This is a genomic window from Luminiphilus sp. nBUS_07, assembly GCF_051201685.1.
Lineage (GTDB): Bacteria > Pseudomonadota > Gammaproteobacteria > Pseudomonadales > Halieaceae > Luminiphilus.
Genome location: NZ_CP179213.1, coordinates 1,613,822 through 1,627,385 on the forward strand (window position 1 = coordinate 1,613,822; position 13,564 = coordinate 1,627,385).

At 54.0% G+C, this 13,564-nt stretch carries 12 protein-coding genes; 11 read left to right on the forward strand and 1 reads right to left on the reverse strand.

Translation table 11 applies throughout. The features are described 5' to 3' along the window. Positions 1–4: 4 nt before the first annotated feature. A complete protein-coding gene (locus ACMAZB_RS07130) occupies positions 5–1,603 on the reverse strand; it encodes a FadD3 family acyl-CoA ligase (protein ID WP_435219966.1) in 1,599 nt (532 codons plus the stop codon). A 146-nt stretch (positions 1,604–1,749) separates the two neighbouring features. On the opposite strand from ACMAZB_RS07130, the gene ACMAZB_RS07135 reads away from it, so the two are divergent. From ACMAZB_RS07135 to ACMAZB_RS07185, 11 genes are read left to right on the forward strand one after another with little or no spacing between them, the layout of a single operon-like run. Then, positions 1,750–2,622 (forward strand): CoA transferase subunit A, encoded by an 873-nt coding sequence (locus tag ACMAZB_RS07135; protein ID WP_435219967.1) that lies wholly within the window; start codon positions 1,750–1,752, stop codon positions 2,620–2,622. Positions 2,623–2,633: 11 nt separating this feature from the next. Beyond that, positions 2,634–3,440 (forward strand): CoA-transferase subunit beta, encoded by an 807-nt coding sequence (locus tag ACMAZB_RS07140; RefSeq protein WP_435219968.1) that lies wholly within the window; start codon positions 2,634–2,636, stop codon positions 3,438–3,440. After that, the gene (locus ACMAZB_RS07145) at positions 3,437–4,315 is read left to right on the forward strand and encodes an enoyl-CoA hydratase (protein ID WP_435215675.1); all 879 of its coding nucleotides are present in this window, start codon (positions 3,437–3,439) and stop codon (positions 4,313–4,315) included. The genes ACMAZB_RS07140 and ACMAZB_RS07145 overlap by 4 nt, the downstream gene beginning before the upstream one ends. 2 nt (positions 4,316–4,317) lie before the next feature. After that, on the forward strand, positions 4,318–5,484 hold the full coding sequence (locus ACMAZB_RS07150) for an acyl-CoA dehydrogenase family protein (RefSeq protein ID WP_435219969.1): 1,167 nt from the start codon (positions 4,318–4,320) through the stop codon (positions 5,482–5,484). Between the two features lie 12 nt (positions 5,485–5,496). Continuing rightward, positions 5,497–6,588, forward strand: a complete 1,092-nt coding sequence (locus ACMAZB_RS07155) for an acyl-CoA dehydrogenase family protein (protein WP_435219970.1) — start codon at positions 5,497–5,499, stop codon at positions 6,586–6,588. 11 nt (positions 6,589–6,599) lie between these two features. Further along, positions 6,600–7,757, forward strand: coding sequence for an acetyl-CoA C-acetyltransferase (locus ACMAZB_RS07160; RefSeq protein ID WP_435219971.1), 1,158 nt, complete (start codon positions 6,600–6,602; stop codon positions 7,755–7,757). Between the two features lie 11 nt (positions 7,758–7,768). Next, a complete protein-coding gene (locus ACMAZB_RS07165; protein WP_435215681.1) occupies positions 7,769–8,656 on the forward strand; it encodes an SDR family oxidoreductase in 888 nt (295 codons plus the stop codon). A 10-nt stretch (positions 8,657–8,666) separates the two neighbouring features. Next, positions 8,667–9,818, forward strand: a complete 1,152-nt coding sequence (locus ACMAZB_RS07170) for an acyl-CoA dehydrogenase family protein (protein ID WP_435219972.1) — start codon at positions 8,667–8,669, stop codon at positions 9,816–9,818. Further along, positions 9,808–11,001: an acyl-CoA dehydrogenase family protein gene (locus tag ACMAZB_RS07175; RefSeq protein ID WP_435215684.1), complete on the forward strand. Its 1,194-nt coding sequence runs from the start codon at positions 9,808–9,810 to the stop codon at positions 10,999–11,001. Before ACMAZB_RS07170 ends, ACMAZB_RS07175 begins: the two co-directional genes overlap by 11 nt. Before the next feature lie 10 nt (positions 11,002–11,011). Continuing rightward, positions 11,012–11,800, forward strand: coding sequence for an SDR family oxidoreductase (locus ACMAZB_RS07180; protein WP_435219973.1), 789 nt, complete (start codon positions 11,012–11,014; stop codon positions 11,798–11,800). Positions 11,801–11,854: 54 nt separating this feature from the next. Continuing rightward, complete coding sequence (locus ACMAZB_RS07185) at positions 11,855–13,564, forward strand: FAD-binding protein (protein WP_435219974.1); 1,710 nt, start codon at positions 11,855–11,857, stop codon at positions 13,562–13,564.

Genomic DNA, 13,564 nt, shown 5'->3' on the forward strand with positions numbered 1-13,564 from the left:
CCTGTCATGCGTTATTGAGATGTAGTTGTTTTCTGAGTTCAGTTTTCAAAACTTTCCCCGTGGCATTGAGGGGGAGGGTGTCAATCCAAAAAAAATGCCGGGGAACTTTATAATTGGCCATAACGTCACGACACCAAGCGATAAGCTCTTGGTCGTCAATCGGTCCTGGGCTACTGGCTATAACAAATGCGGCGCCTACCTCACCCATGCGCGGATCGGGGGCGCCAACCACGGCAGCTTGTGCGATCGCAGGGTGTTGGCAAAGTTGCTGCTCAATCTCAGCTGGGTAGCAATTGAACCCCCCAGAGATATACATGTCTTTTAGTCGATCGGTGATGTGCAAATTTCCGTCGGGGTCCAGAAACCCGATGTCCCCTGTATGCAGCCAGCCTTCGCGGTCAATGGTCTCTGCCGTGGCCTGAGGATTTTCAAAATAACCGCGCATGACGTTGAAGCCTTTCACCACGATCTCTCCGGTCTCCATGGGAGCGAGTGCATGGCCTTGGTTATCGAAAATAGCGACGTCGATATTGGGTATGCTGCGGCCCGACGTTGTTGCGATCGTGTGGGCATCATCGCCCCGCCGACACATAGTTACCAACCCGCAGGTCTCAGACAGCCCGTAAGCGGTGATAACCGTCTCTAAGCCAAGTTTTTCCCACATGTCCTCAATGAGCTGCATGGGAATAACGGCGGCACCGGTAGTGGCTTTTGTCAGGGTTTTCAGTTTGTCGCGATCAAAATCTTTGTGAGCCATTAATGATTGAAACAATGTGGGTGGGCCCGGCATAACGTTGATGGAATGCTGTTCAATCTGTTCGATAACTGACGGCACATCGAACACGGCAAGGGGATAAGCTGTTGCTCCGGCGATCATTGTCGCGAGCCACCCCGCTTTATAGCCAAAGCTGTGAAAGAAGGGGTTAATGATCAAGTAATGGTCGTCGGTATCTAGCCCCAAAATATCAACAAAGGCAGCAAACGCCTGCAAGTTTTGCCCGTGATCCGTGACAACGCCTTTGGCTTGCCCCGTGGTTCCTGAGGTGAATAATATGTCTGAAGTGGTGTTGCCTGTGACCTGCGCAGCAGCGGCTGCGAGTGCGGCCTCGCCCTGTTGAGAGCTCAAGATATTTCGACCTTCCTCGAGGACATTAGCGAAGTGGTCCGATTGGGAATGTACCCGCAGAGTCACGGTGGTGACTAAGTCCGTCAGTTCAAAAGGTTGCAGTAAAGCAGGGTAATTCACGTCCAAAAACTGCTCTACTGAAAACAGAAATCGTGCTCCGCTGCGTTGCAAAACGTCGGCAGCTTCTCCGCCTTTGTAGCGTGTGTTCAGGGTTACGACGGTTGCGCCTACCATCTGTGCTCCCAAAGCTGCCACGATCCATTGCTGGCAATTGGGCGCCCATATAGCGACGCGATCTTCGAGTTGGCAGCCCATGTTTAGCAGCCAGGCGGCCAATGCTTTGGCTTGTTCTTGGGTTTCTCTGTAGGTGAGTGTCACAGTGCCGTCGACGATGAAGGGTTTATCGGGTGTCGCGGCGGCCCGACTCGACAAAAGCGCGGGGATGGTACCGGGCAATTGAGTGGGTGCAGTGGTCATCGATGGCTCCAATTACGTGAACGCAGTTTACAGCTGACACGCTAAAGGGCTGATTAACCCCTGTCATAGTCTCAATGGGGGATGATACTCATTGAGGCGAATTTGATACTAAATTCTCAGTGTTTTTCTCTTACAGGAAGCTTGTCATGGACAAACTGGTGTCAGCCAGCGCAGCCGTGTCTGTGATCGAAGATGGTATGACGATTGGAATTGGAGGTTGGGGCCCGCGCCGCAAGCCCATGGCGCTAATCCGTGAACTGCTTCGATCGCCAGTCAAAAATTTAACGGTGATTGCTTATGGGGGTGCCGATGTGGGGCTCCTGTGTGCGGCGGGTAAGGTACGCAAGGTCATCTATGCCTTCGTATCCCTCGATTTTATGCCCTTGGAACCGGCTTTTCGTAAAGCCCGAGAATCCGGTGCGATAGAGGTCATGGAAATCGATGAGGGTATGCTGTTGTTAGGGTTGCGAGCCGGTGCTTGGGGTTGCCCTTTTATCCCGACGCGTATTGGTTTGGGAACAGATGTGCTCAAGAACGCCCCAGATCTGACCCTGGTTGACAGCCCCTACGATGAGAAGGAATGGGTGGCGATGCCAGCCCTCACGCCCGATGTGGCTTTAGTGCATGCGACAAGAGCAGATGCCCGAGGCGTTTGTGAGATTGCCAGCCCCGATCACTACATGGACGATTTATTTGTACGAGCTGCTAAACACACTATTGTCGCTGTTGACGAAGTGGTGCCTTCACAGCATTTTCACGACCCCGAGATTGCGAGGCGCGTCTTTTGGGAGCGCAATTGCACTCAGGCCGTCGTTCATGCTCCCGGTGGCGCGCATCCGAGTTCGAGTGATCCTCTCTACGGCTTTGACGTTGGACACTTCAAGCGTTATGGCGAGCTGCTAAACGAGGGGGGTTACAGCGCTTGGGCCGACGCTTTTCTGGGTGACAGTGAGGTGTCCTACCAAAGTGCTGTGGGCGGTTTAGAGGCCATCCAGTCGCTGCCACTGCCAGTCTACTGAGGTTCGATTTTATGCAATTTACTCTAGCTGAATTAATGGTGTGTGCCGCCAGCCGTATTTTTGATGATGAGGGTGAAGTGCTCGTTACCGGAATAGGTTTGCTGCCAAGGTTGGCGGCGAGCTTGGCAATGCGCTCCTCAAATCCTGATCTATTGATGACTGACAGCCAGTCTTACGTGTTGTCCCAGCCTAATGCCGTCAGCGGTCTTAAAAGCCATGAAGGACAGGCTAATGAAAACTGGATGGGATTTGCGCGGATTTTTGACAACGTCTGGAGTGGGCGTCGACATGCCTTGGTGGGTCCGTCGCAGATTGATCGGTTTGGCCAAAGCAATATTTCCGCCCTCGGAGGCACCCACCAAGCACCAAAAGTGCAGCTGCTTGGAGTCAGAGGCTTTCCCGGTAACTCAATATCCCATGCCAACTCCTTCTTTGTGCCCAGCCACAGTCGCCGGGTGTTTGTCGAGGGCGAGTGCGACGTAGTGTGTTCCGTGGGCTACAACAACGGCCGTTTGCCAAGGGGATATAGCTTTTCTGATATTGATGTCCGAACAGTCGTCACAAATCTTTGTGTTCTCGATTTTAACGGCCCCAATAAACAAATGCGTGTGGTGACGTTGCATCCGGGCGTGGGGTTGGATGAGGTGCAAGACAACACGGGCTTTGAGTTGGCCGTGGCTGACGATATTGGCGAAACAACGATGCCCTCTGATGAGCAGCTTGATCTGTTGAGCCAATTAGATCCACTCAATGCGCGGGCGCGACAGCTCAAAAATAATCCTGCAGGTATCCGTCAGACAGAGGAGACACAATCATGACTGAAGACAACACGTCGAGTGTCGAAGAGCACGATATCGTGACCTACTCGGCTGAAAACGGCATTGCTTGGATAGCCATGAATCGTCCAAAGTACAACAACGCCCAAAATGGCCGCATGACCTATGAACTCGACGATGCCTTTAAGCGGGCGGTTGCCGATGACGCGGTTAAAGTCATTGTCCTGCGCGGTGAGGGAAAGCATTTTTCGGCGGGGCATGATATTGGGACTCCCGGTAGGGATGTGCATCTCAGCCAGGATCGCGTTTCCATGTGGTACGACCACGCCAACAAGGAAGGCGGGGAGTTTTTGTACGTGCGTGAGGCAGAGGCTTACTTGGGAATGTGCCGGCGCTGGCGGGATATACCGAAGCCAACCATTGCGGCAGTGCAGGGCGCTTGTATCGCTGGCGGGCTAATGTTGGCTTGGATTTGCGATCTGATTGTTGCAACCGATGACGCATATTTTTCAGATCCGGTTGTGCGAATGGGTATTCCCGGCGTGGAATATTTCGCGCACCCCTATGAGTTGAACCCCCGTATTGCAAAAGAGTTCTTGTTTACCGGCAACAAAATGGGTGCTGAGCGGGCTTGGCAAATGGGTATGGTCAATCAGATCAGCAGTCGAGAAGCACTGATTGAAGATGTCACAGCGCTCGCTGAAAAAATCGCTGGCATGCCGCGCCTGGGGCTCGCCTTGACCAAGCAGGCTATTAACCATGTAGAAGACTTGCAGGGAAAGCGCTCGGGAATGGAAGCGGCGTTTGCCTGGCATCATTTTTCCCATGCCCATAACGACCTCGTGTCAGGCGACAAGCTGGGTGGCTTTGATGCCAAGGCAATGGCGGCTGCAAACAAAGAGCAGGATAAGAGCTGACTATGGATTTACGCTACACCGAGGAACAAATTGTTTTCCGGGACGAAGTGAGGAAGTGGTTGGCAGCGAACGTGCCCAAGACACCGCTACCTTCTTTTGATACCGCTGAGGGCTTTGAAGCGCACCGCGAATGGGAGCGAACTTTGGCTCAGGGAAACTGGGGCATGGTGACCTGGCCAGAGGCGTTTGGTGGGCGAGGCTGTGATTTGCTTCAGTGGTTAATTTTTGAAGAGGAATACTACCGAGCGGGCGCACCTCTAAGAGTTAACCAAAATGGCATATTTTTGCTCGGTCCAACCTTGATGGAGTATGGCACTGAGGCACAGAAGGCCCGGTTTATTCCGGCCATGGCAAAGGGTGATGAGATTTGGGCTCAGGGTTGGTCAGAGCCGAATGCTGGGTCAGATATGGCGGCCATTCGTTGTCGGGCCGTGAGGGATGGGGATGATTTTGTCATTAGCGGGCAGAAAATTTGGTCGACCCGGGCTGTGTACGCAGACTGGGTTTTTGGCCTGTTCCGCACCGATCCTGATTCAGAACGCCATCACGGCCTTTCTAAAATCTTGGTGCCCCTTGATGCCGAGGGGATCACGGTAAGACCGATTCCCCAGCTCAACGGATTGCCTGGATTTGCCGAAATCTTTTTCGATGAGGTTCGAGTCCCTGCGTTTAACCTTCTTGGCGGCGAAGGCGAGGGTTGGCGCATCGCCATGGCAACTGCGGGTTTTGAGCGTGGCCTTATGTTGCGTAGCCCCGCGCGCTTTCAGCAGGCGGCAAAACGACTGATAGAACTTTATCGCGCTCGCAGAAACGAAGTGCTGGATCCGACGATAGAAGATGCGGTCCTGCGCTGCTACATGGATGCTGAGGCTTATGCACTCTCAACGTATCAGACGGCATCTCTGTTGTGTGGTGGCGGAAGCATTGGTCCGGAGGCCAGTTGCAACAAGATATTCTGGTCAGAGTTGGATCTTCTGATCCACGAAACGGCGATGAAATTATTGGGTGCTCGCGCTGAGCTAGAGCCTCAAACGGCTCAGGAGCTTACGGATTTGGGCGGTTGGCTAGACGGCTTCATGTTTGCTCAATCAGGGCCGATTTACGCGGGAACGAACGAGATACAGCGCAATATTATTGCTGAGCGCATGTTGGGTATGCCCAGAAAATAGGATTCAATTATCATGGATTTTACGTTTACTGAAGACCAGCAGCTGTTTGCCGAAGCCGCGCGATCCGTTCTTACTGCGGAGGTGACGGCTGATCGTATTCGCGATCGGTGGTCGACGGCATCCGGTCTTGATAATCCTTTGCTTCAGCAAATTCAGGAGCTGGGGTTGCTAGGCATGCTGGTTCCAGAGGCTTTGGGAGGCCTGGGACTGGGGCAGGAAGATTTTGTCATGATGGCCCAAACATGTGGCTACGTCGCTTGCCCAGAACCGATTGCCGAACAAGCGATGGTAACGGCGCCACTGTTGGTCGATGTCCTAGATAAAGGTCTGGGGCATGGTTCTGTGCAGAAGGCGTTGGATGCGCTGCAGGGAGGTGCACTGATTGCAACGGGTCACCCGATCAACCCGTTTATTAACTTTGCCGAGCATGCCGAGTGGTTTCTGTTAGGTCACGGTGAAGGCCTTTACCTGTTGCCCGCCGATGAGGTCACGATTAAACCCTGTAAAAGCGTCGACCCATCGCGGCGGATTGCTGAGGTGAGCTTTGAGGCCAATGACGCCCACTGTTTAGCCAAGGGCGAGTCAGGGGCTGCGCTTTGGCGAGCCACCCTAAACCGAGGGGCTCTTAGTTCGGCAGCCCAGCTTGTTGGGCTTGCTCAGGCAATGATCGATCAAAGCGTGCAGTACACGACCGATCGCGAGCAGTTCGGAAAGCCGGTCGGCGTGAATCAAGCAGTCAAGCATTTATTAGCCGATGTTGCGGTACAGATCGAATACGCAAAGCCCGTTATTTATCGCGCTGCCTACACCGCAGAGATATCACCCTCACGTGCCGATTTGGCGGTGTCACACGCCAAGGTGGCGGCCGCACGGGCAGCACTTCTTGCGACCAGGCACTGCATACAGGCCCATGGTGCTATGGGCTACACCTGGGAGTGTGATCTGCAAATTTGGGTCAAGCGCGCATGGGCGTTAGCGCGGGAATGGGGCGATGAGGGCTTTCATAAAAATCGTATTCACGAGTGGCTGTTGCGACCCAACGCCTTGTTGGGCCCTGACTTGACCTTCGGCCGAGGTTCCATCACCGATTCAGTGGCCGCCTGAGGAGATTAGTTATGAAGCAAGTTGCCGAAGCCTACATTGTCGATGCCGTCAGAACACCGACGGGAAGAAGACGCGGATCCTTGGCGCAAATTCACGGTGCTGACTTAGGCGCCGTAGTCCTTAAAGCGCTGGTCGAGAGAAATGGCATCCCCGATGTTGATTATGATGACGTGATATTCGGCTGCGTCGACACTGTCGGCCCACTCGCGGGTGATATTGCCAGAACTTGTTGGCTCGCAGCGGGACTCAGCGACGAGGTGCCGGGAACAACTATTGACCGTCAGTGCGGATCTTCTCAGCAATCGGTGCACTTTGCGGCTCAGGCAGTCATGTCGGGGACCATGGACGTGATTATCGCCGGGGGTGTGCAGACGATGAGCGCCATTCCGATTTCCTCAGCGATGTTGGCGGGACAAGCGTTGGGTTTCAACGACCCTTTCAGCGGTAGCGAAGGGTGGGTTTCCCGCTATGGTGATGGCTTGGTCACACAGTTTCGCTCTGCTCAGATGATTGCCGATAAATGGCAGCTGTCCCGCGAGGCGATGGAGATATTTTCTTTGGAGTCTCATCGTCGTGCTCGCGCCGCGACGGATGCCGGATATTTTGATCGCGAGATCCTCCCGTATCAGGGTCTCGTTGCAGACGAAACGATTCGTGATACCTCCCTTGATGCTATGGCGCAGCTGCAGCCGCTGCAGGAGGGAGGCTCTATTACGGCTGCGGTCTCGAGCCAAACTTGTGACGGCGCTTCTGCAGTGTTGATTGTCTCAGAGGCTGCTCTAAAACGGTACAACCTAACCCCCAGAGCGCGTATCGCGCACATGACCGTGCGCGGCGATGATCCTATCTGGATGCTGACGGCGCCCATTCCGGCAACGGCGCGTGCCGTTGAGCGCTCGGGCATTCCTTTACACGCCATTGATTTAGTCGAGATTAACGAAGCTTTCGCGCCAGTGCCGATGGCTTGGCTGGCAGAGACCGATTATCCCCATGCTCAAACAAACGTGAATGGTGGTGCAATTGCGCTTGGTCACCCACTGGGTGCCACGGGGACAAAACTTATGACCACACTGCTGCATGAAATGGAGCGTCGACAGGTTCAATACGGACTGCAAACGATGTGCGAAGGCGGTGGTCAAGCCAACGTCACCATCCTCGAAAGAGTCTAGGGATAAACGTTATGTCAGGAATATGTTCGGGGCGCGTGGTGATCGTTACGGGTGCGGGTGGAGGCTTAGGTGCAGCCCATGCACGCACCTTAGCAGCAGAGGGTGCCGCGGTATTGGTGAATGACATCAATCTGGACGCTGCTAATGCTGTGGTAGCGGAAATTATTGCCGCCGGCGGACAGGCGGTCACCAACGCGTCGGATATTACTAATTATGAAAGTTCGGGTAAGGCGATTGAGCAGGCGCTTGCAACATTTGGTGACCTTCATGGGGTGGTCAACAACGCGGGAAATAATCGCGATCGCATGTTTGCATCGATGAGCGAAGCCGACTGGGACGCAGTAATGGCAGTTCATTTGAAAGGGCATTTTTGCCTCGCAAGCCATGCAGTTCAATATTGGCGCCATCAAATTAAAGCGGGCCATACTGTCAGCGGTCGCATTGTGAACACGACATCCGGTGCGGGGCTTCAGGGCTCCATTGGACAGTCAAATTACGCAGCGGCGAAAGCCGGCATCGCCGCATTGACCCTCAATCAGGCGGCTGAACTTGGCCGGTATGGAGTGACGGCAAATGCGATATGTCCTGTTGCCCGAACGGGCATGACAACGGCAGTGCCTGAAATGGCCACGCGTATGGCAGCGCCAGAAGACGGCGGGTTTGATCATTTCGCGCCAGAAAATGTCTCCTCGGTTGTTGCCTGGTTGTGTTCACCCATGAGCGAACATGTCTCCGGCAGAATTATAGAAGCTGAGGGGGGGCGCATTGCTATCGCAGACGGCTGGCGCAGTACCGAGGGCGTTGATCGCAAAGCGCGCTGGGCACCTCAAGATGTGGGTACGGCGTTTGATGCCCTGTTGGAAGCCGAAGTGCCAGCGCAAACGGTTTGGGGAACTTGAGGATCGATCGGTGAGATTCAGTTTTACAGACGAGCAGCTCATGCTGAGAGACTCTGTTGAGGGGTTTCTCTCTGAGCATTCGGACAGTCCTGCGGTCAGGGCGGCTATGGCTTCGAACTCAGGCATTGATGAGCGCCTGTGGGAGAAGATTTGTACCGATATGTACTGGCAGGCAATCTTGGTTCCTGAAGAGTTTGGAGGCCTAGGCTTGGGCCTGCTCGAGGTTGTGATAGTGCTCGAACAAATGGGGCGTTTCTTAACGCCGGCACCTTTGGCTGCAGGAACGCAAAGCGCGCTGGCACTGCGCACCGTAGTCGATCAGCCTCTGGCAAAAACGATGTTGGACGACCTTGCGCGGGGTCAGTTGGTGGCTTTTGCCCATACAGCGGTGCGCCCTCATTGGGATGGCCAAGGGGTAGAAATTGTCGCGACCGAGGTCCCTAGTGGGTGGACGCTACAGGGAGAAGCTCGCTTTATTGCCTCGGGAAATTCAGCCGATGCACTGCTGGTGGTCGCGCAAATCGACAACAAATTGGGTTTGTTTCGGGTCGCGGCTAATCAGGCTGGGGTTGCGTTCTCGAGGATGCCCACTATGGATCAAACCCGCCCCATGGGTATTCTGCAACTCTCAGGTGTTGCTGTTAATGGTGAGGACTGCCTGGCAACCGACTGGGGGCAACATCTGGAGGCAGTGCTGGATCTCAGCCGTATCATGGTGGGGGCTGAGCAAGTGGGCTGCGCCCAGGCGAGTCTTGACCAAAGCGTGTCTTACGTCAGTGAGCGGGTGCAATTTGGCAGAACCATTGCGTCCTATCAGGCGATAAAACATAAAGCTGCGGATATGATGCTTAAAGTCGAATCCGCAAGATCACTGCTTTATTACGCTGCCTGCGTGGGCGATGAGACGTTAATGGCGACTGCGCCCTCGGCGGATCTCCGGGAAGCGGCGGCAATGCTCGCATCCTCAGCGGGTGATGCCGCTTTTTTCTGCGCCGGAACGGGTATTCAGTTGCACGGTGGTGTGGGTATCACCGAAGAGTACGACATCCAGCTCTATTTTAAGCGAGCCCGCTCCATGGAAGCCTATTTAGGGCGTCCCGATGAGCAGCGAGAGGTGCTTGCGGCTATGCTGCTTGATGGAGACGATTGCCATGCAGCTTAGGTTTACAGAGGCAGACGAGCAATTTCGCGGCGAGGTTTCGGACTGGCTGACAGACAATTTGGCGGGGGATTTTTCTTCGATTCGCCACCGCGGTGGCCCGGGTGATGAGCATGTTTACGTCGAAGAGCGTAAAGCTTGGGAGGCGCGCTTAGCGGAGGGTGGATGGACGTGTATAGGCTGGCCAGAGGACTGGGGAGGCAAGGGCGCAACCATCGAGCAGCAAGTTATTTTTAACGAAGAATATGCGAGGGCCGGTGGCCCCGGTCGTGTTGGTCATATTGGCGAAACCCTCACTGGGCCAACCCTATTAGCGTTTGGTTCAGAGTCGCAAAAGCAACGCTATCTTCCCGGCATTAGAGCGGGAAAAGAGCTCTGGTGTCAGGGTTATTCAGAGCCCGGTGCTGGATCTGATTTGTCCGCAGTGCGCACCCGGGCGGTATTAGACGAGAGTACCCAGAGCTGGCGAATCACCGGCCAGAAGGTATGGACGTCTCTCGCCCACGAGTCTGATTTTGTTTTTGTTCTTGCCAGAACCGACCTTGCTGAAAAGGGCCATAAGGGGTTGGGCTTTTTTCTTGTCCCTATGAATCAGCCCGGTGTCACGATTCGGCCTATTACCCAGCTCACGGGCACGGCAGAGTTTAACGAGGTGTTTTTTGACGACGCGCTATGCAGCAGTGATGACATCGTTGGAGAGCCTGGACAGGGCTGGAAGATAGCGATGGGGCTGTTGGGTTTTGAGCGAGGTGTCTCCACCTTGGGTCAGCAAATGTTATTTCAGACCGAATTGGACGAGATCATCCGTATTGCCCGAGAGAATGGTACGGGTAAAAACCCTGCAATCCGTCAACGCATTGCAGAGGCTCATATTGGCCTGCGAACATTGCGCTATAACAGCTTACGTATGTTATCGGGCGGTGATGATGGCAGTTTGAATAGAGAAGCTATGATCTACAAATTGTGCTGGTCAAGTTGGCACCGAAATTTGGGCAAGCTAGCGATGGATGTGTTGGGCCCTGAGGCCGAAATTTTGGAGGCTGCTCCCTACAGCTTGGGCCGACTTCAGTCATTGTTTCTCTTTACCCGAGCCGACACCATTTACGGTGGGACTAATCAAATTCAGCGCAACATTATTGCCGAGCGCGCTCTGGGTATGCCCAGAGAGCCCCGCGGCGAGTCCTAGGAGAGTACCTATGAGCGCAACGATTCCAGCCTATGTACCAGGGCATCAACTGTTGGCTGGTAAAGCGGTTTTAATCACTGCAGCAGCAGGCGCTGGCATTGGTTTTTCCGCCGCTCAGCGAGCAGTCGAGGAAGGCGCAAGAGCCGTTGTCATCAGTGATGTGCATGAAGGGCGCCTCGCAGAGGCGGCTGAGCGCCTACAGGCCCTGAATTCAGAGGCTGGTATTTACGGTTTTTTGGCAGATGTCACCGATGAAGACGCGGTGCAGCACCTCGTAACGTCGGCAGAAAAAGCGACTAGCGGTGTTGATATTCTGATAAATAACGCGGGTCTGGGCGGCACAAAGAACTTGGTTGATATGAGCGATGAGGAATGGCATCGCGTTATCGATATTACGTTGACAGGAACCATGCGAATGACTCGAGCCATGTTGCGCGTTATGCAACCCCGCCAAGCTGGGGTGATCGTCAATAACGCCTCGGTATTGGGATGGCGTGCTCAGAAGGAACAGTGTCATTACGCCGCTGCGAAAGCCGGTGTCATGGCCCTTACCCGATGTGCTGCCATGGAAGCCGCAGAGTTCGGTGTGCGCATAAATGCGGTGTCGCCCAGTATTGCTATGCACGACTTTTTGCGCAAAACCACACCGCCAGAGCTATTGCAGGAGTTGGCGTCTAAAGAAGCATTTGGAAGGGCCGCCGAAGTTTGGGAGGTTGCCAACGTGATGATGTTTTTGGCGTCTGATTACGCCAGCTACATGACGGGCGAAGTCGTTTCCGTATCCAGTCAGCATGCCTGACGCTACGGAGCTGAGTGTAGTGGTTGCAAGCAAGAACATTGGGGGAGAGTAGCGATGAGTGAAACCAAATGGGATCGAGAGGTCGATGTTCTCGTTGTGGGCACTGGTAATGGTGCGCTGACGGCAGCACTGTGCAATTGGGAAATGGGCACCCAAGATGTCTTGATCATTGAAAAGACCGATAAGGTAGGCGGCACCAGCGCGACGTCTGGTGGGGGTATTTGGATTCCCGCCAATCACTATGCAAAGGCTTGTGGTGCAGATGACAGTGCAGAGGATGCAAAAAAATATTTGATGGGGACGTTATTCGGCGAGGATGTCCCCGAGGAAATGATCGACATCTACATCGATCAGTCACCTAAGATGCTCAAGTTTTTGGCAGATCGCACTGATGTGATTTATGAATCACTGGAGCATTACCCCGATTATTACACCAACTATGAGGGCGCCAAATCAGGCCATCGCTCTCTGGAACCGAAGCCAATTAATATGTCCGAATTGGGTGATGACTGGAAAAATTTGCGCTGGACTCACCACATGATGCGCATGTTCAGTCGTATTCACTTCACGCAGGTTGAAGCCCACACCATCATGACCCAAGCCTCAGGCTGGAAGTCGTTGCTGGCAAAAATGATAGTAGGCTACGTTGGCGATATCGCTTGGCGTTTCCGGACCTCAATAGATCGTCGTTTATGTACCGGTTCTGCAGGAATTGCCCGGCTTTACCTGTCAGTAAAAAAGCGCTCCATTCCGCTGCTATTTAACACGCGAATGACCTCCGTTGTCGAAGAAGCAGGGCGTGTGACTGGTGTGATCGTAGAGCAAGGCGGTCAGTCCCTGCGTATTAGAGCGCGTAAAGGCGTTGTTTTAGGTGCGGGGGGCTTTGAAAAAAATCAGGCACTGCGAGAGCAATATCTACCAGCGCCGACTAACACACAGTGGAGTGCGGGTAACCCTGCGAATGAAGGTGATGCATTACTGGCAGGACTCTCCCTGGGCGCCAAAACTCGACTGATGAAAGATGCATGGTGGACGACGACGCTTTGCGTGCCCGATGAGCCCACGCCGCGGCTTGCGATTATGGAAAAATCCTTTCCCGGTTCTTGCGTGGTTAATCGCGCCGGCGAGCGTTTTGCCAATGAGTCGCAAAATTATATGGCCTTTCAAAAAGATTTATTTGCGACTCACAGTGAAGCAAGCCCCAATGCTCCAGCTTGGCAAATTTTTGATGCCCGGTTTCGGCGAAATTTCATGGTAGGCCCTCTAATGACCGCTGCGATGAAACCCGACTGGCAGATCCCAAAATCTTGGTTTGAAACAGGATTCGTGGCGAAAGCAAATTCCATTCACGAGCTCGCAGAGCAAGTGGGCATTGATCCAACGGGTCTTGTGGCGACGATCTCAAAAATGAACCATTACGCGGAAACGGGTATCGATGAAGACTTTCACCGCGGGGAATCAGCCTACGATCGGTATTATGCGGACCCAAATATAAAGCCCAACCCATGCCTTGCCAGCATCGATGAGGGGCCGTTTTACGCCATGCGCATTGAAGCGGGAGATTTCGGCACACTAGGGGGTCTGGACACTGATGTGCACGGACGCGTCAAGCTAGAGGCTGGTGGTGTGTTTGAAGGGCTGTTTGCGGTCGGTAATTGCTCGGCAGCCATATTGCCGACTTACCCGGGTCCCGGCGCAACTCTGGGACCGGCTATGACTATGGCCTACCAAAGCGCGAAGCTAATTAACGGTATTGAGGGCTAA